Genomic DNA, 18,454 nt, shown 5'->3' with positions numbered 1-18,454 from the left:
CGGGCCTTTTGCTGTGTCGGCATTCCTCTGCTTGGGCTTGTCAGAAATCCATATATCCAATATTATCGATATATGGACAATGATTCTGCTATCAGCGCGCTGGCGGCGCTTGCCCAAGGCACTCGCCTTGATGCGTTTCGCTTGCTGGTGCGTCATGAGCCCGATGGCCTGGCCGCGGGCGAAGTCGCCCGCCAGCTCAATATCCCCCAGAATACGATGTCATCGCATCTGGCCGGGCTTGCGCGTGCGGGCCTGATCCGTGCCGAGCGCCACAGTCGCCAGATCATCTACCGCGCCGACCTCGATCAGCTCAAGGCGCTGACCCTGTTCCTGGTCAAGGATTGCTGCGGGGGCAGGGCGGAACTGTGCGAGCCGCTGATCGCCGAGCTTGTTCCCTGCTGCTGACGGAGCCCTGTATGCCCGACCGTATTTATAATGTCCTGTTCCTGTGTACCGGGAACTCGGCGCGTTCCATCCTTGGCGAAGCGGTCATGAACAAGCTCGGCGAGGGGCGTTTCAGAGCCTATAGCGCCGGGAGCCAGCCAAAAGGGCAGGTCCACCCAATGGCATTGTCGGTGCTTCAGGGGCTCGGCTTCGATACCACCGATATGCGGTCCAAGAGCTGGGATGAGTTTGCCGGTGCCGGTGCGCCGCAGTTCGATTTCATCTTCACGGTCTGCGACAATGCAGCCGGTGAGACCTGTCCAGTGTGGATCGGCCATCCCATGACAGCGCATTGGGGCATTGAAGACCCTGCTGCGATCGAGGGCGAGGGGCAACGCGAGGCCTTCCTGCAGGCGCTGCGCTATTTGCAGAATCGCATTGCGCTGTTTCTGGCGCTCCCGATCTCGAGCCTCGATGACATGGCGATGCGGCGCAAGCTCAAGGACATCGGACAGAGCGAAGGCGCCAGCGCCAAGGCGGAGGCGGGTGAATGACCGTGGATATCATCATCTACCACAATCCCGAATGCGGGACGTCGCGCAATGCGCTCGCGATGATCCGCAATGCCGGGATCGAACCACATGTGATCGAATATCTGAAGACGCCGCCTTCCCGCAGTCAGCTGGAAAGCCTGATCGCACGCGCCGGGATCGGCGCGCGCGCCTTGTTGCGCGAGAAGGGCACGCCATTTGCGGACCTCGGCCTGGGCGATGAAGGTCTTTCCGACACGGCGCTGATCGACGCAATGATGGCCCATCCCATCCTCATCAACCGTCCGCTCGTGGTCTCGCCGCTCGGCGTCAAGCTGTGCCGCCCTTCCGAAGCGGTGCTGGACCTCATTCCCGCGGCCCAACGCGGTGCCTTCGCCAAGGAAGACGGCGAGCAGGTCGTCGACGCTGCCGGCAACCGCGTCACGGCAGGCTGAACGATGGCAGCGGTTACGGTCCGGCCGGCGGTCCTCGCCGACGCGCCGGCGATCGCCGCCATCTACGCCCATCATGTCCGGGAGGGCACCGCCAGCTTCGATACCAGCCCGCGCTCGGTGATGGAGACCGAAGCCAAGATTGGCGCATGCTTGGCGAAAGGCTGGCCGTTTCTCGCCGCCCAGCAGGGCGGCGATGTTGTCGGCTATGCCTATGCCACGCAGTTTCGCGATCGGCCTGCCTATGCGTCGAGCTGCGAGAACTCGATTTATGTCGATCCCGGGCATCAGCGCCGAGGTGTCGGAAAGGCGCTGCTTGCTGCTCTGCTGGCACAGACCGAGGCGGCAGGATTTCGCCAGATGATTGCCGTCATCGGTGGGGGTGAAGCGGCATCCGTCGCCCTCCATGCCAAGCTCGGCTTCGAACATGCCGGCACGATGCGCTCGGTGGGACGCAAGTTCGGACGCTGGCTCGACACCGTCTATATGCAGATCGCGCTGGGTGTCGGTGACGCCGCCCCACCGCTCAAGGAACCGCAATGACCCAGACCCGTCGACCACGGCTATCCTTTCTCGATCGCTATCTCACCTTGTGGATTTTTCTGGCGATGGCCTTGGGCGTAGGCCTTGGCACGCGCATCGAGGGGCTGCCCGCCGCGATCAACGGCCTGTCCTGGGGCACCACGAATATACCGATCGCGATCGGCCTCATCCTGATGATGTATCCACCGCTGGCTAAGGTTCGTTACGAGGAGCTGCCGCGCGTTTTCGAGGACAAGCGGGTGCTGGCGATATCGCTTGTCCAGAACTGGATCATCGGCCCGGTGCTGATGTTCGTTCTGGCCGTCATCTTCCTGCGCGCCGAGCCAGCCTATATGACGGGTCTCATCTTGATCGGGCTGGCCCGATGCATCGCGATGGTCATCGTCTGGAACCAGCTTGCCAAGGGCGACAATCAATATGTCGCGGCGCTGGTGGCGTTCAATTCGATCTTCCAGATCCTGTTCTTCAGCCTCTATGCCTGGTTCTTCCTCGCCTTCCTGCCGCCCTTGTTCGGGCTGGAGGGCAGCGTCATCAACGTCAGCTTCTGGATCATCGCGCAAGCGGTGGCGGTCTACCTCGGTATTCCCTTCCTTGCGGGATATCTGACCCGCAAGGGTCTCGTCGCGGCCAAGGGGCGCGACTGGTACGAGAGCGTATTCCTCCCGAAGATCGGTCCGGTTACGCTCATCGCCCTGCTGTTCACGATCGTTGCCATGTTCAGCCTGAAGGGCAGCGAGATCGTTACGCTGCCCGGTGATGCTGTCCGCATCGCCATCCCGCTGACGATCTATTTCGTCGTCCAGTTTTCGATCAGCTTCTTCATGGGCAAGCTCATCGCCAGCGACTATCCGCGCACGACGGCTGTGGCCTTCACGGCTGCGGGCAATAATTTCGAACTGGCCATTGCCGTCGCGATCGCCGCTTTCGGGCTGGCGTCCCCGGTCGCTTTCGCAGCCGTCATCGGCCCACTGGTGGAGGTGCCAGTGCTGATCCTGCTGGTGAATGTCGCCTTCTGGTTCGGTCGCCGCTGGTTTCCCGATACCGTGCCCGAGCAAGGCCGATGAGCGAGGACATCATGGCCTTTGAGCGCCTGCGCCAGCTATCCGAGCCGGATTATCTGCCGGCTCTGAAGATGGCCTTTGCCCGCCGGAGGCCCGCGCTTGGTCTCGGCCCGAACGATCCGCCGCCACGCATTCTTCTCCTCTATGGCAGCTTGCGGAAGCGATCCTACTCTCGGCTTGTGGTGGAGGAATCTGCGCGGCTTCTCCAGTTTTTCGGATGTGAAACGCGGATATTCGATCCTTCTGATCTGCCGCTTCCCGACCAGGTCGAAGGGGACGACCACCCGGCCGTTGCCGAACTACGGGCGCATTCCTTGTGGTCGGAAGGGCAGATCTGGTGCAGCCCGGAACGGCACGGGCAGATCACCGGTATCATGAAGGCCCAGATCGACCATCTGCCTCTGGCGTATAAGGGCATGCGCCCGACGCAGGGGCGGACCCTGGCTGTGATGCAGGTCAGCGCGGGTTCGCAATCCTTCAACAGCGTCAACACACTGCGCATCCTTGGCCGGTGGATGAGGATGTTCACGATCCCCAACCAGTCGAGCGTGGCTAAGGCGTTCGCCGAATTTGACGATGACGGCCGCATGAAGCCGTCGAGCTATTATGATCGCATCGTCGATGTGGTCGAGGAGCTTGTACGCTTTACCGTCCTGCTGCGGCCGCATGCCGATCAACTCGTCGATCGCTATTCCGAACGGAGCGAAGCGGGCATTCCTGTAGACCCATCGAACGATCTCTCGTCGATCGCAATCGCGCCCCAAACCGTACGGGGATGAGCCGTTGGCATGCGGCAGACCTTCAGCCCCTGTCCTACGACTGGTCAGCCAAGTGCTTTTGGGCATCATCGGCATTCTATTTGTGGGAATGGGGGCGGTCCTATTGCTGTGGGCCACACCTGGCAGTGCTTTTCTGACTGGGGCCGATCTCGCTGCACGGCTTGTCGCCGCTGCAGCGATTGTGGGCGGCACTTTCTTTGGCTTCTGCGCTCATATCGAAGCTGTCTATTGGCGTGCGGCGCTGATCACGGGCGTTGGCCTGGTCATAGCTGTCGGCGGCTTGGCGCTCGTATGGAATTCGGTCAGGATGCCGATGCGTTCAGGGCGTTCTGCAGCGCAGCAATGCTTTCGACAACATCGTCGAATGCGGGCGCCGCGCCGAAGATCATGCCCGTCATCGCGCGATAGTCACCGCGCAAATCATCGACCATGTCGCCCTCGGGGCACAGCGCGAAACTTCCTGGCACGGCAGTCGCGAGGTCGAAGGCGGGCCGGTTGAAGAACAGCCTGGCATGCGCCACGCAATCGCGTCCAAGCGCCGGATCAGCCAGCGCGCGTTTGCCCGCATCGGATTGCAGCAGCTCATGGAGGTCATAATAATGGCGCGACACACGCTGCCCGTTGCCGCGCAGGACGCCGCGGATCTCGAACCAGCGCCGCAGGCCGTGGAGGATGACCACCTTGTCCCAGAAGGTCCGCTCCGCATCGACGATCGTGATATTGGTGATGGCAAGATCGATCCCCGGCACGTCGCTTTCGAGATAGGGCCGGACCGTATGTACTGCGTGGGGGTCGAGCGCAGACTTCGCGCCGGACTCGATCTTCACGGCCTTGCCGACGTAGGCGTCGACAGGCGTGACCGAGGGATAGCGTAGATAGAGCGCCTGCGCATCCTCGGGGTCCGGTTCGACGCGCCATTGCTCGGCGGCTATGCCCAGGCGGTCTGCGGCTTCGCCAACGAGCGTGGCGAGCTGGTCGTGCAGCGGTCCCTGGATATGCGCCTCGGAGGCCTCGCGGATCGCGTCGAGCGCGGCTTGCCGCTTCTTTCCGCTCATCGCCTCCAGTTCGGTGATCGAGGCGGTCTGCCCCAGATCGTCGCGAAAGACGGTGACGTCGATATCCTCGGAGAAGCGCCGGATGAGCCCGAAGCCCTTCGACAGCGAGGTGCCACCCTTGAACAGCAGGCGGGGACCATGCGGCAATCCGTTGAACAGGGCGTCGAGCGTCCAGCAAACCCAGAAATCCTTTTCGACATTCTGGGGCGTGGTGCCGATGCGCTGCGCGGTCGTCGTGAACAGGCCGAGACGGGTGTCGTCGTCAGCGCTGATGATGCGGTCATAGTCAGGGTTCATCATGCGGCCGACGCCCGACTGGCCAGCATCGGCTTCAAATATGCCTGCATCCATGCCGGCAGTGTCGACAGGCCATCGGCCAGATCGTCGCGCACGGATTTGCTCTGTCGGGCGTCATGCAGCAGCGCCATGATCCGTCGGTGGACCGTGGCATCGTCTTGTGGGTCGCTTCCCATCGTATCGCGCAGCCAGTGAAGGGCCTGGACGATCCGCATCGCGGGCCGCCCCGCCCAGAAGAGCTTGCTGGCGGCGGTCAGGCGGAAGCTGATCGTGAGATGGCCGAGATGGATCGTCTTCAGCCGCGCATCGGTATGGACGACGATCCTGGCCGGGACCGCGTTGGTGAGGCCCAGATCATTGGCGGCGGTCATGCCGTCGACCAGCACCCGGATCTGATCGCGTCGGGCGATCGCGTCGATGACCTCGCGGGGATCTGGTGGGCTACTTTGCTGGGTCAGGCTATTGCGCCCGGGCTTGTCGTAAAGGCCGCGGTCGATACGGCGGAGCATGTCAGCGGCGACCAGGCGTTGGAGCGTCTTGTCGACGGCATCGCGGCTGCCAAGGTCGAGAAAGTCCCCCGGCGTCCACACCGCTTTGGGTGCACGCGCGTCGATCCGCTGAAGAATGGCGGCTTTGAGGTCGGGAGTATCATCGGCCATGTCCGAAATCCCTATACAAATTTCGGACAAATGTAAATTAGACCTGTCCGAAGCTTGTAGACAGATTTCGGACAGCTTTATTCCGCTATCGCCCTCCGCGTCCGCTCAGCGGCAATGGCCCGCCGCATAGCGTCGCCACCGCAGCACCGTGCCAGTCGCGATCATGGCGCAACTCAGGTCGCCGATCCCCGGCGCAGAGCACCAGGCACCGGTGCGATCTCCTTTCGCGTTGCCGGTTGACCGACATTGGAGCCTAGGGCCGGCGACAAGGATATGGCCGGTGCCGGTTCTGCCTTTGGCGCCGCCAAGCAATCGGACCAGCGCGTCCCGCGCGGCGACGCCGCTGGCGCGCGGGCAGGGTTGACCGCGTCGGCAGGAGCCGCCGATCTCGCGTGCCGCTATTCCGCCAAGTCGAATCCGTGGTCCCTCCCGGCACCACACCGGTCCATCGCCGTCCCACACCCTGGTGGGCGTACAGATGAAAGTCTGCCCGGCGGGTACGGTCGCGACAGCGAGAAGCAGGGCCGTGAGCATCAGCGATGGGATCGGGACGGGGCGTTCGTCATGCGTCGGGGAACAGCGGCAATGTACCCGTCCTTGCGGCGGGCTCGTCGGCGAGAATATCATAGCAGCGCAAACGCACTGCCAGATGCCGGGCAAGCTGCGCCACCGCACGCCGCCGTACGGCTGCGTCACCGCAGCGAATATCCGTTACCAGTGCCGGTTCGGCGGTTGCGAGCGACACCTCAAGATGGAGGGTCAGGCTATCTTCATCGACTCGGAGCATAAGCGAAGCATAGAACAAAAAAAGAACAAACAGCAAGAGGTCGCCCTCTATCCCGGCCTGCGGATCATCTTCAAGCGCCTGTAGCCATGTCCGGGCCGACGAAGGCGCCTGCGGGTTCGCGCTGCTCAACAAACCCTATTTGATGGATGAACTCTCCAGCATCCTGCGCAAGACCGCGCGATCTGCGCAAGGGCCGACCTTGGAGACATACTAGAAGGGTCGGCGCGAAGCCCAAATCCTGGCGTCAGGCGGGTCCACCCCGCTCTTTGAGGCGCAATCCTTGGTCCGGCCGGCAGCCTCATGCGATCAACCCGTAAAGGGTCCGGTCGCTTGCGCTACGGCTTTTTGGCCTGCGGCAAAAAGTGATCGCGGCCACCGGCCGAACACATCGGGCGCCAGTCGAGCGGGGATGAACCCGCCGGCTTGCAAGGAGCCTCGATATGTTCACCGACATCAAGATCGCCCGCCTCCACGCGCTCGGCCTCTCCAGAACCCTCATGATCGCAACCATGGTTATCGGCATCGGCACGCAGTTCGCGGTCATCACCGCCGATGAGTTCGATGGCGACGTCGCGGTCATCAATGAATATGATCCGTTCAGTTGAAACCTTCAGGCGGGGGCATTCGCCCCCGCCGTTATTGTGCGAGCGCTGATTGGACGATCTTACCGAGGAAGCGAGCCCGCATTTCATCCACTCGACCCTGCGTGAGCGCATCGTGGAGCATGTCTTTGTCGGGGACGCGCTGCGCCGCCTGTGGCAACGGGGCGTGACCGATGTCGAGGTGCTGCGCTCCGAATTCGACGCGGGTGGCTATGATCTGGTCATGGCCCGCGGCCGCGTGACCCGCCATATCCAGTTCAAGACCAAAATCGTCGGCGGCAAGACCGATGAGGTCAAGATCAGCCTCAAGCTGATGGAGAAGCCGAGCGGGTGCGTCATCTGGATCGTGGTGACGCCAGACCTCTTTTTCGACCATTATCTGTGGTTCGGCGCGGGGCCAGGCGAGCCTTTGCCGGACATCACTTCGTTTGCCGTCGCCAAACATAGCAAGGGGACTGCGGACGGCCAGAAGAATGCGCGGCCGAACCATCGCAAGGTCCGGATAACCAGATTCGAGAAGGTCGCCAGTTTGGACGAGATATTGCTTCGCTTGTTCGGTGATCTGGGTGATGCAAAGGGGGCTTGAGCGGGGAGGGCGGCTCCGGCTGCGCCGGACCGGGCTCTAGGCGAAACGCCCCGAGCCCCGTGCCGGGTCTCGGTAGGGTAGACGCGAGACGCCTCTTTCGAGGACGCCCCAGCGCCTCCCCCCGAACCGTGCTTGCACCTTTCAATGCACACGGCTCTCCATTCCGCTGGGCATCCGGCCGCCATGATGGGCAACGTGACACTTTCGGCACAGGACGATTGTCCTGCGCCGTCGTGCCGATTGCACCCAAGGCGTCAGTTGGTCGCGCCGCTTGTCCTTCAAGCGATTGGGATGATGCATCTCGAACGGACCATCGGTATCGCCACATGCCTCGCATTGCTCGGCACTAAGACGCGTGACCAGATCGTTCGGACTCTGCGCAAGGCGAGAGCCTACCGTGATGGTGTCGACGATGGGGTTATCCCACGTCTTCACGATCAGATGCTTCAGTTTCCACACCTTATGAACGCGCGGCTCGCCCCGGACCACGGTCGTAATCCCGTGGTCCGACCCCATCTTCAGATATTCCTCGGCCTGCCGCCTCGTCGAGCGTCGCCGGCATGCCACAGTCGCGAAGAGGCTCCTGAGCATGACCAGTTCCAACTTGTCGAGTGACGCTTTCACGCCATCGGCGATCGCGTAGTAGTTCGCGAAGCCTCGGAACTCCGAGTTGTAGGCTACGATGATCTCCGGCACACTGGATTCCATGAGCTGCGGGCGCACCCGACCATTCCTCATGTCGAGGTTGCCGAGCTTTTTGCGCCTGCAGAACGCATAGACCCGATCCCGTGGCACCCACAGCTTGATATTCCCTCGCGTCGGCCGACGAAGAACGCTACGCGTTCCACCGCCGGTCTTTTGCCGCCCCGCCATTGTTCCGGCGGAGCGCAACGTGAAGGCGCATACATGGAAGCCAAGGAACGGCGATCCCTTCGATGCATCGCGAACCCCGGTTTTCTCCGGTGACACCGCCAGATTGAGCCGATCAGCGAGAAAGCGCTGTATATCGGCCATGATCCGGACAGCGTCCGCCTTGCTGCCGATCACGCCAACGAGGAAGTCGTCAGCATAGCGACAATACCGCAGGCGGCGGAAGTTGGGGTCCATGTCATCGACGGAAGAGAGTTTCCGCCGATCCTGTTTGACAGCTTCGATTAGCGCCAATCGGACGCGAACCTCGCCATCGCCCGCACCATCGGCACGGACTGCATCGATCTCCTTGCGGAGAGCGGCGATTTGCTGAGAGCAGGCAACATACGCGGGGTTCGCCCGCCGTCTGTCGCCTTTGTCGAAGCCCCGCCGCATCGACTCCATGAACTCGTCAAGTTCATGGAGATAGATATTGGCGAGCAGGGGCGAGATAACCCCGCCCTGTGGGGTGCCGCTATAAGTCCGTTCGAACTTCCAGTCGTCCATGCACCCGGCTTTAAGCATTGTCCCGATCAGATCGATGAACACTGGATCATCGATCCGCCGGGCCAAGAGGCCGAGCAGGATGTCATGGTCGATGTTGTCGAAGAACCCGCGGACATCCACCTCGATCAGCCATTTTACGCCCGTCCAGGTTTTACGGATCTCTTCGAGAGCCGTGTGACAGGAGTGACCCGCGCGGAACCCATGGCTGTGTTTCGAGAACACAGGTTCATAGATCGCCGCGAGGACCATCCTCGCCGCCTCCTGAACGATGCGATCATCCGCCGTTGGGATACCCAATGGGCGCATCTTACCATTGCCCTTGGGGATATAGACCCGTCGCACTGGACGAGGGCGGTAACGGCCTTCCGCCACGCTTTGAACCAGACGGTCGAGCCTCGCCAGCGTCATGCCGTCGAAGGTCTGTCCGTCCACTCCCGGCGTCATCGCACCCCGATTCCGGGATACTCTGTCATAGGCCCGCTCATATAAGCAGCGGGACCGCATGAGGCGGTTGAGACCATTGATCCGCTTGCCCGCCCGCGACAGGGCCGGAAGCTTCTCGATCCGTCTCAGGATAGTAGCGGTCTGCATCAGCAGTCCCTTTCCATTGATCCATCGAGTTACAGAACTGCCGTCCTTCGCCCGGACGCAGCGGATTTCGACAAGGATCGCTCCCGCTTATACCGCTACCCCGTCCGCCTCGCGGCGGCTGTCCCGGCCATTACACCGGGCGTTTGACTACTATGACGGCTCCGTCGCCATGCAGGTCCGGCGAGCCGTCCTGTTTAGGCGATCCCGCAGTTGCGCGAGTGAGGAGTCGCGATGCGGTTAGGTGCCCCGTTCGTTTCCTTAGTCCCCTGACAGGGGCCACGCCGAACGGATTGGCAGCGATTCACTGGGACGTGCTCCTCGCTCCGCTCGAGACGATGTGTCAGCCGCGTTCACCGTCACCTACCTAGTGGTCGTTGGAAACTGGGATTCAGACAATCCAGTCTTCACCATGCGCATCTTGCCTGCTGGTCAGCTGTCAGGCTGCGGCGCCCAACTTCGATCCCTACCCCGACATGCTATGGTCCCGTCCCCCTTTCGGGGTCTCAGCCGATTCATCACCGGCCCCGGTAAGTCGGTCAGGCATGAGCTATGCCAATAAGCTCAGTTCATTCGAACACTCCTTTCTTCTTCGCGCCACAACGGCGCACGCCCATGCGGGTCACGATCCCTGCCGTGGGGCAGGCCGTCAACGGCGCCCTGGAACGAGCAGGTCTGCGGCATTCGCGAAAGGGGCTGGTCGCCCATGGGCGAGATGCGCTGGCGGGCACAGGCTCAGGCCGTCGCGCAGCGCCCCGTCGTCGAGCAGGATCCGCCACGGTTCGCCATGCCGCCGGGCGGCAACGTAGAAGGTCGCGCCATCGCACGCGACCATGCGGCATCGTTCCTGGCGATCGATCAGCGACGCACTTGCGCCATAGCGGGCGACCAGATCGTCCAGATCGGCGCGCATCAGGGCGCCGCAGCGGCGGCACTGCGTGCGAACCTGGATCAGCAGCCGCTGCATCACGCCCACGCTCAATGTCCAGCGTGGCCAGAGGGCAATGATCCGGGCGGTGTCTGTCATGATCGAGGCGATAGATAGCGAAGCCCTCGGTTGCGCGTCCAGCAGCACGTCCGAAAAGTCGGCCATGCCGTTCCATTTTCCCTCTCACCGCTGCACCGATCGTCCCTTCCTGGCTTGGCGTCCTCGCCGCGGCACTTGCCAGCGCAAGCCCGTGCCGGGCTTCTCCACATCCGTTGCGACCCTGCGGGTGCGCGGGCGCGCTATGCCCCGGCGGTCCGGTCGCCTGTCGAAAGGCCCCGATCGGCGGGGTCTGACACAGATCAGGAAGTCGAACGTCATGGCCGACCCCCAGAATGACAAAGTCCTATCCGCAGACCAGCGCATCGCGACTATCGCGCGGCTCAATGATGCCCTGCGCCAGTCCATCCATAGCCCGGGCGTCAACCAGGTGGTCATGACCGCCGGGGTCGCCGAGCTGATCGGCGATACTAGCTTGTTCCGCGGGTTCCAGCGCCGCGCCGAACTGTTGCGCACCGTGCGCGACTATGACGCCTTTGGTCCCGACGTCGATCCCCATGGCGAGCGTGATTTCGGGCGCTTCGAACTTGCCGGCGAAGCCCTGTATTGGAAGATCGACTATTATGATCGGGCGCTGACCTATGGATCGCCCGATCCGACCGATCCCGAAGTCACCACCCGCGTGCTGACGCTGCTTCTCACCCACGAATATTGAGCTATCATGGCCCCGACCCTGTCGGGGCCACCTTTTACCGAAAGGGATTCGCAGATGAGCGAGCCTGTCATACAAGCCCTCGACCGGCTTTTCGATCTGGCCGCCTCGGACACGGGGCAAGCGCGTCGCGCCGCAAACTTCCTGCTCGCCTGGTGGAATGCGCAAGACAATGGCGGGTTCGATCTCGCCGACCTGTTCGGCGTCGACCACGCCGTTGCGGCCGACATGGCAGTAGTGTTCGTCTATCTGGGCGGTCATCACGGCGCGATCTATCCCGACCAGCTCGGCTATGAGGACAAGATCGTCGCCCTGGTCCACCAGTGGCGGTTGCGTGAGCCTGCCGACTGACCAAGGCGTCAGCCGCGAGCGCTGATCGCGTCGCGCCAACCGAGCCCGCTGACGTTGCCGCCGGGCTGCGCACAATGTCTCACCGAGCGATGGTGACGCCGGCTATCCCCCTGACCGGGGGGATGGCCGAAAAGTCTGCTTGAGCAGACTATCGCCGGTGCCGTCTGACGCCCACCGGGTCTTGCTCCCCGGCACGAGAGGAGAGGCTGCGCGGCGAGAGCGGCCGCGTTTCGCTGCGCGGTGAGGGGACCGACCGGTTTCCCTGGAACATGCCAAGGAGACCCGCCGTGGCCGACTATTTTTCGCGTCATCCAGACCATGCGTTGCTGTTCGCATTCGTCTGCTTCGTCATCACCGTTTACCTGTTCCGTTATGTCGGACCCGGCATCGGCGGCGGTGGCGACTGGTCGTCGCGCGAGCATTATGAGCGCAACCTGCGCGATGGTCCGCACGACTATGAATCCTGACGGCGCGGCGCCGATGCGAACGATCGTCGTCAGCCTGCTCAAGGGCGGGGTCGGCAAGACATTTCTTGCGACGCATCTCGCTTGGTATCTTGCCGAGCGAGATGGCAACCGGGTCGCGTTTCTCGACCTCGATCCGCAGGGTAGTTCCACCCGTCGGCTCGCCGGCGAGCGGGCCGGGTGGTTTGCAGCGGATCTGTTCGATCCCGAGGCGCGGCTCGACCTGACCGATGCGCCAGGCATCACTGTTTTCGCCGCCGATCCGCGCCTGCAGATGGTCAAGGCGGCCGCGGATGTCCGCGACTTCCTGGGCCGGTTTCCCGCGCTTGGCGCCCATTTCGATCATATCGTCATCGACACCGGTCCCAAATGGGATGAGCTGACCTTGAGCGCGATGGCGGTGGCCGACGCGGTGATCGCCCCGGTCCAGGTCGCCGAGGATTCGATCGAGTGCGCCAAGATGCTGCTCACCGCGCTCAAAAAAGCGGAAGGGGCGAGAGGCGGGCGCAAGGTCGATTTTCTCGGGCTGTTGCCCTCGATGGTCAATCCGTTCGACCGGCGCGAAATGGACAATGCGGTCAAGCTCGCCCGCGCCGTGGGCCAGAAACTGATGTTTCCCGCCTTCATCAAGGCGCGACCGACTTACAAGCATTCGGCCGAACAGCATCATCCGGTCTGGCGCGAAACCGGCAGCGGCGCGAAAGCGGCCGCTGACGAAATCCGACCGATCCTGGCCGAAATCGTCCGCCGGATGGATGACCGTCGCCTGAGTGCGGCGTGATGGGCAAGTTCGATCAGCGCGCCGAAGAGTTCGGACTGCTTGTCGGTCTCCACGACAGCGCGCGGCGCGTCGAGGATCTGCCGCTCGACTGGATCATCGCCGACCCCGAAAACCCTCGGCGCGTGTTCGACGAGACGGAGCTCAAGGATCTTGCCGCGTCGATCGCCGCGCGCGGCGTCCTGCAGCCGATCATCGTCGCCCCCTGTCGAATGGGCAGGGCTCCGAGCGCGCTGCGCCAAGCAGGCCGGTTCGTGCTGGTGCTGGCCTGCGATCGATGTTCGGCACGGAGAAGTCTTTGGAGCCCCAGCCTCTTGATGCGGTTCGTGTGACCCTGGACGGGCGGACCGGACGTTTGATCCTGCCCGAGCTGGTCCGGGTGGTGTTCGACGACGGCGAGGAGATCGAAGCGCCCGTTGCCGGCATCGTTATGGGGTAAGCCATCGTCCGGGCGGGGCGCTCACACATTCAACCCTCACTCCGCGTAGAAACTATCGGGCTTTTCAGACAATTTTGACAGCCGCGCCCCCTTCTTCAGGGGCGCGGCTGTCTTCATTTTCTCGGATCGTGCTTATTGAATCACTCGGAAATATTGTGCTCTTTTGCAGATGTCAGGTCGGGTGAGATCCCTGGCTAGAGGGCGGGCGGAGTCTGCTTGAGCAGACTATAAGACGAGTGGTTTTAGGTGAGGGCCGGATAGGCTTGGCGCCGTCATTGTTAAACAATAGCAATGGGGTGTGGCGTTTTTTGGCCTCCGTCTGCCCGATGATCTCGCGGCGCGCTTCGATGCCAGGGCGACTGCCGCCGGCGGTCGCTCAGCGCTCCTGCGCAAGCTGATCGACGATGCGCTTGAGAACGCCGGGGACAGGTCGAGCGAGACGGCTTCGCCTCGGACCCGCACGACTGACCGGCTCCAACTTCGGCTCATGCGCGAGGATATTGAGAGGCTCGATGCGGCCGCCGATGCGCGCGGGCTAAAACGGACCGAATGGCTCGTGATGCTGTTGCGTCGGCGGCTTCATGCACATCCGCTTCCGCCGCGCGCCGACCGGGTAGAGATCGCGCAGTCCTGGCGCGAGCTCAACCGGATCGGCATCAATCTCAACCAGGCGGTCCATGCCCTTCATGCCGCAACCATGGTGGATTCGCGGCTCGACCTGGCGCGCGAGGCCGCGCGGGTCGCCTCCTTCCGTGACGAGGTGGCCGACCAGCTGCGCGCGCTTGGCCGCGCGCTGAAAGGTGATCTGAGCTATTGGGATACGCCCGATGACTGAGGACGATGACGGCGTCCTGCCGCTCCCCAGTCTGATGGAAGCCTGGCGACCGCCGGCCGGGGGCAAGCGTAGCCTGCGCGGAGGGACGCTGCGGATCCGTTCGGGTGGTGGCAAGGGGATAGGCGGGAGCGCCGCTGCGCCGATGTTGTCGCCGGCCGAGGCGCGCGCCAAGCTTGAGCGCATCGTGCGCAAGGCGCCCGAGGTCATGGTCAAGATCTCGGGCAAGCAGCGTGGGGCCAGGCACCTCGCCGAACATTTTGGCTATATATCGCGCCACGGGAAGCTCGAGGTTCGCAGCAGCGAAGGCGAGATCATCACCGACGAAAAGCGCCTGAAGGCGATCGCGGCCGATTGGGACATGCTCGATCAGGCGATGAACCCATATGGCAAGGAGCGACCGACCTCGATGTCGATGGTGTTGTCTATGCCCGGCGGTACGACCGATGCCGCGACCATCCATGATGCCGTCCAGGCGTTCGCGCGCGTCGAGTTCGAAGGGCAGTTCAGCTATATGGTGGCGCTCCACACCGACACCGCTAACCCCCATGTCCATCTGACCGTCGCGACCCAGGGTGCGGACGGGGCGCGGTTCAATCCGCGCAAGGCCGACCTTCATCATTGGCGCGAAAGCTTCGCCCATGAATTGCGCCAGCGCGGTATCACCGCCGAAGCGACGCCGCGCCGCGCGCGCGGCCATGTCCAGAAGCGGGTGCGCTCGCCGGCCCACCATCTGGAGGCACGGGCAGCGGGGCAGGGGAGGGATTTGGATCTCAACCGGCTGATCGAAGAGCGCGCGCAGGCGTTCGCACGGTCACAGAACCCAGAGCGGCGGGTGGAGGATGTGCTTGCGCTCGGCCGCCAGAAGCAGATCCGGGGGGCTTATGCAGAGGCCGCGGCAGCGCTGGCGGCAACCGGAAAGGACGAGGACCGCGCGTTGGCCGAGGATATCGCAGGGTTCGTGGCCGATATGCCAGCGGCGGTGTCTCGGCGGTTGCAGCGGGCGCGGGAGATCATGATCGCCGATCGGAGTTCGGCGGCAGCGGACAGCCGCAGCCGTAAATCGGATGCTTTGCCGTCGGCTGAGTCGGACAAAGTTAAACGCGAGCCCCCTGATCGCGAGCGCTAAAGATGTGGATAAGTTGGGGTAGGGGCGTATTTCAGTTAAAGCGCAGTCCGAATAGCCCGCCGGTTTCGGTTGCGTCGGTCAGCTTGGTGTCGAGCACATAGGCACTAACATCAAAGCCGTCACGAAAGCCGTCTTTCGGCAAAGCATCCGAATTCATCGTGACGATGTATTGGAATCCGACCGCGGCAGCATGATCGGCGCCGAGCTGCAACGCTTTGGCCACCTGCCGTTCGTCGACCCCGTCAAACAGATGACTGTCGTGAACCAGGAAACCCGGCCCCATGCCCCGGCGGGCGGTCAGTTCGGCCAGCATGAGATCGAAGCAGAATATCTGCATGTTGGTGATGCCCTTGCTGCGCTGGGCATCGATACGAATATCGACCTGGGGACCGTTGGGCGTGGCGCTGACCGTCAGGCTCCCGGCTTTTTCGTAAAGCGCGTTGGACAGATCCTCGAACACGAGGATCGCTTCCTCGATGATACTCTGACGTTCGTGATGATCGTCCTGAAGCGTCTTCAGGAGCCGGGCGCGCTCAATGTCGAGTTCGGCTTTCGTGCTTTCGATCTGCTCCGCCGTCGTGAGGCGTTGTCTCAGTCCCTCGGCGTCCGCCTCCGCGCGGCCGGCTTCCTGCTGGAGCGCTGCGTAATGTTCCAACGCGCCGCCGGATTGGAGGATGCCCATCAGCTGCCGACGCCGGCCATCGAGGGTTTCGCGTGCACGATCGCGCGTGCGGATACGATCTTCCGCGGCCTGGACCTCGGACGTCAGATGCGATCGCCGATTTTGCACGATAGCCTGGTGAAACTCTTCCACTTCCTCGAAGCGGCGACCGACCGAGCCCGGCAGTACGACACCGGCTTCGCGATAGAGGCGGTCCAGGCTGGTCGTCGCCGGCGGAAGCTCGCTGTCGATCGCCGCGCGCAACTGCAGGATCAGTTCCCGATCAGCGGTATTGTCGTCGCTGAGTGTCGAAATCTCGCGCGTGATCTGCGAAGCCTCCTGCTCCATCCCCGAATATTCTGGAACGACATTGAAGGTGTCGAGTTGCTCGCGCATCCTTCTGGCACGGGCTTCGGCGATCGTCATGCGGGTCCGGAGATCAGCCGCCGTGCCGAAATAACGGCCGAGACTGCCGTCCTTCGCCGCCTTGCGCAACTCCGCCATCGCGCGCTCTCGTGTGCGGACCTCCTGAAACTGTTGCGGCACGCTCGCGTCGAGGCCCAGGAGATAACTGATCGCTACCTGCTGATCCCAAGCCTGCTGCATCGAGGATTGCTGTGTGGGCGACACGAACCCGCCGCTATTCTGCCGCCGCACGAAATAGGAGAATAGAGATCGAAAGCTCGGCCGAAAGCGGCCGTTTGCTTCGTCGTCCACATCCGGGTTCAGGCGGAAAAGCAGCGCGCCCAATGCAGCGCGCCAATTTTCGTTGCTGATGATCAGATCGCCGGTCTTGGCTTCGAGAGACGGGGCGATCGGCCAATCGGATGTGTCGCCCTGCAATCGGATGCGGGATGGCTTGGTGCCGGATCGCGTGACATCGACGAGCGTCGGTCCGATATCGACACGGGCCTCGAAACTGAAGCCTGCCAGTTCATCGGAGCGGAAAATGCTGTCCTTGTCGGCATTGGCGCCGAACAGGAAGTGGATCAGCTCGACAAGGCTGGTTTTGCCGGCGCCGTTGCGGGACTGCCGATCGGTCGCCCCATCGCTCTTGTCAGCGAGCAGGATGTTCAGACCGGGCCGGAAGGCCAAGCTCTTGAAGCTCGGAAGGTCGCTGGAAAGGCCGTGGATCATGAAACGGTCTTCTGGACCAGACCACGATCGAACTGCACGGCCTTCACGATAAACAGCAGGTCGAGCGCCAGCACGAACCAGTCATAATTGATCGGTGCCGACACCGCCCGATCGCTGCGAGAAATGCGTATCTCATCCCAGAGACGGGAGACGGTCATCGGCTCGCGCAGGCAGCCGAGCACGTCGGCACCAACCGCCAGGAGCGCCCGATCGGGCCGGATATGTTTGGTCGGTAGAATCATATCGCGTCGATTCGAATCGCGTCCTCAAAGATGTCACAACGTTCAAAAAAGTAGGAAAGCACAGCCAGCACCGCGCCCTGGCGCGCTGGTTCTCCCGTCATACCCCCCGCGAAAGCCTGAAGCTCGCCGAAGATATCGTCCGGTGATAGCCCGACCGCCTTCAGGGCCTGATAGCGCACCCGGAACGCTTGTGCGATCTCTTCGCCGAGGTCGGGATCAGGCCAGCCGGCAAAAAAGGCTTCGACCAACTGCTCCCGGCGGCGGCCCTGCCGCAGCAGCCCGGCTGCGTCCTGGGAGAGGGCATTGCGTTCGAGCTTTGCGGCCGATGGCGCCACCAGCGATGGTTCCGCGTCCGGTTCCTGCCGTTGAATTGCCAGCAGCACCGGCCGCAACGCCTCGAAATCGAGCTTCTCCAGCACACGGCCCGATGGAACGGCGCCAAAGAGATCTTCGAGCTGGTGGAGCGCGAGCGACATGGCGATCAGCCGCAATTCCGCTTCGCCGCAAACGGCTAAGGCGACGTTCGGATTCGCGGCGTTGAGCGCGGCAAGTTTCTTGACGGCCTCGGCCGGGAGGCCGCGACTGTCGTTATGGACAAACTCCCACCGCAGCATTTTTGTCGTCCAATGGACGAGCGCGCCTGCGAAATCTTCATCGACCTTGGCAAGGATGGGTTCGAGTTTCATTGCATCGGGCGCATAGCATTGGAACACGGTGCCATCGCTGGCCCGGAAGCCATCGCATTTCAGGTCGCCTTTCGGACCGTAAGGACGGACGGGTTGGAAATCGCCTGGAAAGGCATGCGCCATGATACGGGCGAACAGGGTCTCGAACGCCTTGCCGCGCTCGCGCAGAAAGGCGTTCTCGAACTTGAGCCCATAGGCAAAGCGTTGCGTGTCGTCCAACTCATCCCCCGAACTTGACCACCATAACCTTTGGCAGAATCGGCAAGCAAATCTATTAATTTACGCCCATCGTCGGGCGA

24 protein-coding genes are annotated in these 18,454 nt (G+C 62.7%); 15 read left to right on the top strand and 9 right to left on the bottom strand.

Translation table 11 applies throughout. The features are described 5' to 3' along the window. Nucleotides 1-72 precede the first annotated feature (72 nt). From VVT58_RS23595 to arsH, 6 genes are read left to right on the top strand one after another with little or no spacing between them, the layout of a single operon-like run. Nucleotides 73-405 carry a helix-turn-helix transcriptional regulator gene (locus VVT58_RS23595; RefSeq protein WP_021243482.1) on the top strand — a complete coding sequence of 111 codons (333 nt, stop codon included), beginning with the start codon at nt 73-75 and terminating at the stop codon, nt 403-405. Nucleotides 406-416: 11 nt separating this feature from the next. Beyond that, a complete protein-coding gene (locus VVT58_RS23590; RefSeq protein ID WP_021243483.1) occupies nt 417-938 on the top strand; it encodes an arsenate reductase ArsC in 522 nt (173 codons plus the stop codon). Next, nucleotides 935-1,369, top strand: a complete 435-nt coding sequence (gene arsC, locus VVT58_RS23585; protein WP_021243484.1) for an arsenate reductase (glutaredoxin) — start codon at nt 935-937, stop codon at nt 1,367-1,369. Before VVT58_RS23590 ends, arsC begins: the two co-directional genes overlap by 4 nt. A 3-nt stretch (nt 1,370-1,372) precedes the next feature. Further along, complete coding sequence (locus VVT58_RS23580) at nt 1,373-1,909, top strand: GNAT family N-acetyltransferase (protein WP_021243485.1); 537 nt, start codon at nt 1,373-1,375, stop codon at nt 1,907-1,909. Continuing rightward, nucleotides 1,906-2,973 (top strand): ACR3 family arsenite efflux transporter, encoded by a 1,068-nt coding sequence (gene arsB, locus VVT58_RS23575; protein ID WP_021243486.1) that lies wholly within the window; start codon nt 1,906-1,908, stop codon nt 2,971-2,973. The genes VVT58_RS23580 and arsB overlap by 4 nt, the downstream gene beginning before the upstream one ends. Next, on the top strand, nt 2,970-3,749 hold the full coding sequence (gene arsH, locus VVT58_RS23570) for an arsenical resistance protein ArsH (protein WP_021243487.1): 780 nt from the start codon (nt 2,970-2,972) through the stop codon (nt 3,747-3,749). The genes arsB and arsH overlap by 4 nt, the downstream gene beginning before the upstream one ends. A 302-nt stretch (nt 3,750-4,051) precedes the next feature. On the opposite strand, the gene VVT58_RS23565 is transcribed toward arsH, so the two are convergent. The 4 genes from VVT58_RS23565 to VVT58_RS23550 form a co-directional block, all read right to left on the bottom strand. After that, the gene (locus VVT58_RS23565; RefSeq protein WP_031290480.1) at nt 4,052-5,101 is read right to left on the bottom strand and encodes a nucleotidyl transferase AbiEii/AbiGii toxin family protein; all 1,050 of its coding nucleotides are present in this window, start codon (nt 5,099-5,101) and stop codon (nt 4,052-4,054) included. Next, nucleotides 5,101-5,760: a DUF6088 family protein gene (locus VVT58_RS23560; RefSeq protein WP_021243489.1), complete on the bottom strand. Its 660-nt coding sequence runs from the start codon at nt 5,758-5,760 to the stop codon at nt 5,101-5,103. The genes VVT58_RS23565 and VVT58_RS23560 overlap by 1 nt, the downstream gene beginning before the upstream one ends. Before the next feature lie 105 nt (nt 5,761-5,865). After that, nucleotides 5,866-6,294 carry a thermonuclease family protein gene (locus VVT58_RS23555; protein ID WP_081659626.1) on the bottom strand — a complete coding sequence of 143 codons (429 nt, stop codon included), beginning with the start codon at nt 6,292-6,294 and terminating at the stop codon, nt 5,866-5,868. Between the two features lie 28 nt (nt 6,295-6,322). Beyond that, a complete protein-coding gene (locus tag VVT58_RS23550; protein ID WP_021243490.1) occupies nt 6,323-6,676 on the bottom strand; it encodes a hypothetical protein in 354 nt (117 codons plus the stop codon). Between the two features lie 311 nt (nt 6,677-6,987). Between VVT58_RS23550 and VVT58_RS23545 the strand changes: the two genes are divergently transcribed. Further along, the gene (locus tag VVT58_RS23545; protein ID WP_021243491.1) at nt 6,988-7,152 is read left to right on the top strand and encodes a hypothetical protein; all 165 of its coding nucleotides are present in this window, start codon (nt 6,988-6,990) and stop codon (nt 7,150-7,152) included. A gap of 49 nt (nt 7,153-7,201) precedes the next feature. After that, nucleotides 7,202-7,735 carry a hypothetical protein gene (locus VVT58_RS23540; RefSeq protein ID WP_196871740.1) on the top strand — a complete coding sequence of 178 codons (534 nt, stop codon included), beginning with the start codon at nt 7,202-7,204 and terminating at the stop codon, nt 7,733-7,735. Nucleotides 7,736-7,876: 141 nt separating this feature from the next. Here the strand turns inward: VVT58_RS23540 and VVT58_RS23535 are convergent, their stop codons facing one another. Both VVT58_RS23535 and VVT58_RS23530 read right to left on the bottom strand, forming a co-directional pair. Then, nucleotides 7,877-9,742 carry a reverse transcriptase/maturase family protein gene (locus VVT58_RS23535; protein WP_059153288.1) on the bottom strand — a complete coding sequence of 622 codons (1,866 nt, stop codon included), beginning with the start codon at nt 9,740-9,742 and terminating at the stop codon, nt 7,877-7,879. A 646-nt stretch (nt 9,743-10,388) separates the two neighbouring features. Next, nucleotides 10,389-10,832: a hypothetical protein gene (locus tag VVT58_RS23530; protein ID WP_021243494.1), complete on the bottom strand. Its 444-nt coding sequence runs from the start codon at nt 10,830-10,832 to the stop codon at nt 10,389-10,391. Nucleotides 10,833-11,043: 211 nt separating this feature from the next. Between VVT58_RS23530 and VVT58_RS23525 the strand changes: the two genes are divergently transcribed. The 7 genes from VVT58_RS23525 (at nt 11,044) to VVT58_RS23495 (ending at nt 15,429) form a co-directional block, all read left to right on the top strand. Next, on the top strand, nt 11,044-11,439 hold the full coding sequence (locus VVT58_RS23525; RefSeq protein ID WP_021243495.1) for a DUF3768 domain-containing protein: 396 nt from the start codon (nt 11,044-11,046) through the stop codon (nt 11,437-11,439). A gap of 54 nt (nt 11,440-11,493) precedes the next feature. After that, nucleotides 11,494-11,787 (top strand): hypothetical protein, encoded by a 294-nt coding sequence (locus VVT58_RS23520; RefSeq protein WP_021243496.1) that lies wholly within the window; start codon nt 11,494-11,496, stop codon nt 11,785-11,787. Nucleotides 11,788-12,074: 287 nt separating this feature from the next. After that, nucleotides 12,075-12,254, top strand: coding sequence for a hypothetical protein (locus VVT58_RS23515; RefSeq protein ID WP_021243497.1), 180 nt, complete (start codon nt 12,075-12,077; stop codon nt 12,252-12,254). A 13-nt stretch (nt 12,255-12,267) separates the two neighbouring features. Continuing rightward, nucleotides 12,268-13,032 carry a ParA family protein gene (locus VVT58_RS23510; RefSeq protein ID WP_031290484.1) on the top strand — a complete coding sequence of 255 codons (765 nt, stop codon included), beginning with the start codon at nt 12,268-12,270 and terminating at the stop codon, nt 13,030-13,032. Beyond that, nucleotides 13,032-13,361, top strand: a complete 330-nt coding sequence (locus VVT58_RS23505) for a ParB N-terminal domain-containing protein (RefSeq protein WP_352000192.1) — start codon at nt 13,032-13,034, stop codon at nt 13,359-13,361. The genes VVT58_RS23510 and VVT58_RS23505 overlap by 1 nt, the downstream gene beginning before the upstream one ends. Nucleotides 13,362-13,766: 405 nt before the next feature. After that, the gene (locus VVT58_RS23500) at nt 13,767-14,303 is read left to right on the top strand and encodes a hypothetical protein (protein ID WP_021243500.1); all 537 of its coding nucleotides are present in this window, start codon (nt 13,767-13,769) and stop codon (nt 14,301-14,303) included. Continuing rightward, nucleotides 14,296-15,429: a relaxase/mobilization nuclease domain-containing protein gene (locus tag VVT58_RS23495; RefSeq protein ID WP_021243501.1), complete on the top strand. Its 1,134-nt coding sequence runs from the start codon at nt 14,296-14,298 to the stop codon at nt 15,427-15,429. Before VVT58_RS23500 ends, VVT58_RS23495 begins: the two co-directional genes overlap by 8 nt. 31 nt (nt 15,430-15,460) lie before the next feature. On the opposite strand, the gene VVT58_RS23490 is transcribed toward VVT58_RS23495, so the two are convergent. Genes VVT58_RS23490 through VVT58_RS23480 form a run of 3 tightly spaced genes read right to left on the bottom strand, consistent with a single transcriptional unit; the run spans nt 15,461 to nt 18,374 of the window. Beyond that, a complete protein-coding gene (locus VVT58_RS23490; protein ID WP_021243502.1) occupies nt 15,461-17,227 on the bottom strand; it encodes an ABC-three component system protein in 1,767 nt (588 codons plus the stop codon). Beyond that, nucleotides 17,224-17,469 (bottom strand): ABC-three component system middle component 6, encoded by a 246-nt coding sequence (locus VVT58_RS23485; RefSeq protein ID WP_021243503.1) that lies wholly within the window; start codon nt 17,467-17,469, stop codon nt 17,224-17,226. The genes VVT58_RS23490 and VVT58_RS23485 overlap by 4 nt, the downstream gene beginning before the upstream one ends. Beyond that, entirely contained in the window at nt 17,466-18,374 is a 909-nt protein-coding gene (locus tag VVT58_RS23480; protein WP_021243504.1) for an ABC-three component system protein, read from the bottom strand. The genes VVT58_RS23485 and VVT58_RS23480 overlap by 4 nt, the downstream gene beginning before the upstream one ends. Between the last annotated feature and the right edge of the window lie 80 nt (nt 18,375-18,454).

It is taken from the genome of Sphingobium sp. SJ10-10 (assembly GCF_036038995.2).
Taxonomy (GTDB): domain Bacteria; phylum Pseudomonadota; class Alphaproteobacteria; order Sphingomonadales; family Sphingomonadaceae; genus Sphingobium.
This window is presented reverse-complemented; position numbering and strand designations above follow the sequence as displayed.

Coding starts and splice junctions, on each gene's coding strand:
- VVT58_RS23595 (WP_021243482.1), top strand. CDS start 73: ATGGACAATGATTCTGCTATCAGCGCGCTGGCGGCGCTTGCCCAAGGC.
- VVT58_RS23590 (WP_021243483.1), top strand. CDS start 417: ATGCCCGACCGTATTTATAATGTCCTGTTCCTGTGTACCGGGAACTCG.
- arsC (WP_021243484.1), top strand. CDS start 935: ATGACCGTGGATATCATCATCTACCACAATCCCGAATGCGGGACGTCG.
- VVT58_RS23580 (WP_021243485.1), top strand. CDS start 1,373: ATGGCAGCGGTTACGGTCCGGCCGGCGGTCCTCGCCGACGCGCCGGCG.
- arsB (WP_021243486.1), top strand. CDS start 1,906: ATGACCCAGACCCGTCGACCACGGCTATCCTTTCTCGATCGCTATCTC.
- arsH (WP_021243487.1), top strand. CDS start 2,970: ATGAGCGAGGACATCATGGCCTTTGAGCGCCTGCGCCAGCTATCCGAG.
- VVT58_RS23565 (WP_031290480.1), bottom strand. CDS start 5,101: ATGAACCCTGACTATGACCGCATCATCAGCGCTGACGACGACACCCGT.
- VVT58_RS23560 (WP_021243489.1), bottom strand. CDS start 5,760: ATGGCCGATGATACTCCCGACCTCAAAGCCGCCATTCTTCAGCGGATC.
- VVT58_RS23555 (WP_081659626.1), bottom strand. CDS start 6,294: ATGCTCACGGCCCTGCTTCTCGCTGTCGCGACCGTACCCGCCGGGCAG.
- VVT58_RS23545 (WP_021243491.1), top strand. CDS start 6,988: ATGTTCACCGACATCAAGATCGCCCGCCTCCACGCGCTCGGCCTCTCC.
- VVT58_RS23535 (WP_059153288.1), bottom strand. CDS start 9,742: ATGCAGACCGCTACTATCCTGAGACGGATCGAGAAGCTTCCGGCCCTG.
- VVT58_RS23530 (WP_021243494.1), bottom strand. CDS start 10,832: ATGGCCGACTTTTCGGACGTGCTGCTGGACGCGCAACCGAGGGCTTCG.
- VVT58_RS23525 (WP_021243495.1), top strand. CDS start 11,044: ATGGCCGACCCCCAGAATGACAAAGTCCTATCCGCAGACCAGCGCATC.
- VVT58_RS23520 (WP_021243496.1), top strand. CDS start 11,494: ATGAGCGAGCCTGTCATACAAGCCCTCGACCGGCTTTTCGATCTGGCC.
- VVT58_RS23510 (WP_031290484.1), top strand. CDS start 12,268: ATGCGAACGATCGTCGTCAGCCTGCTCAAGGGCGGGGTCGGCAAGACA.
- VVT58_RS23505 (WP_352000192.1), top strand. CDS start 13,032: ATGGGCAAGTTCGATCAGCGCGCCGAAGAGTTCGGACTGCTTGTCGGT.
- VVT58_RS23495 (WP_021243501.1), top strand. CDS start 14,296: ATGACTGAGGACGATGACGGCGTCCTGCCGCTCCCCAGTCTGATGGAA.
- VVT58_RS23490 (WP_021243502.1), bottom strand. CDS start 17,227: ATGATCCACGGCCTTTCCAGCGACCTTCCGAGCTTCAAGAGCTTGGCC.
- VVT58_RS23485 (WP_021243503.1), bottom strand. CDS start 17,469: ATGATTCTACCGACCAAACATATCCGGCCCGATCGGGCGCTCCTGGCG.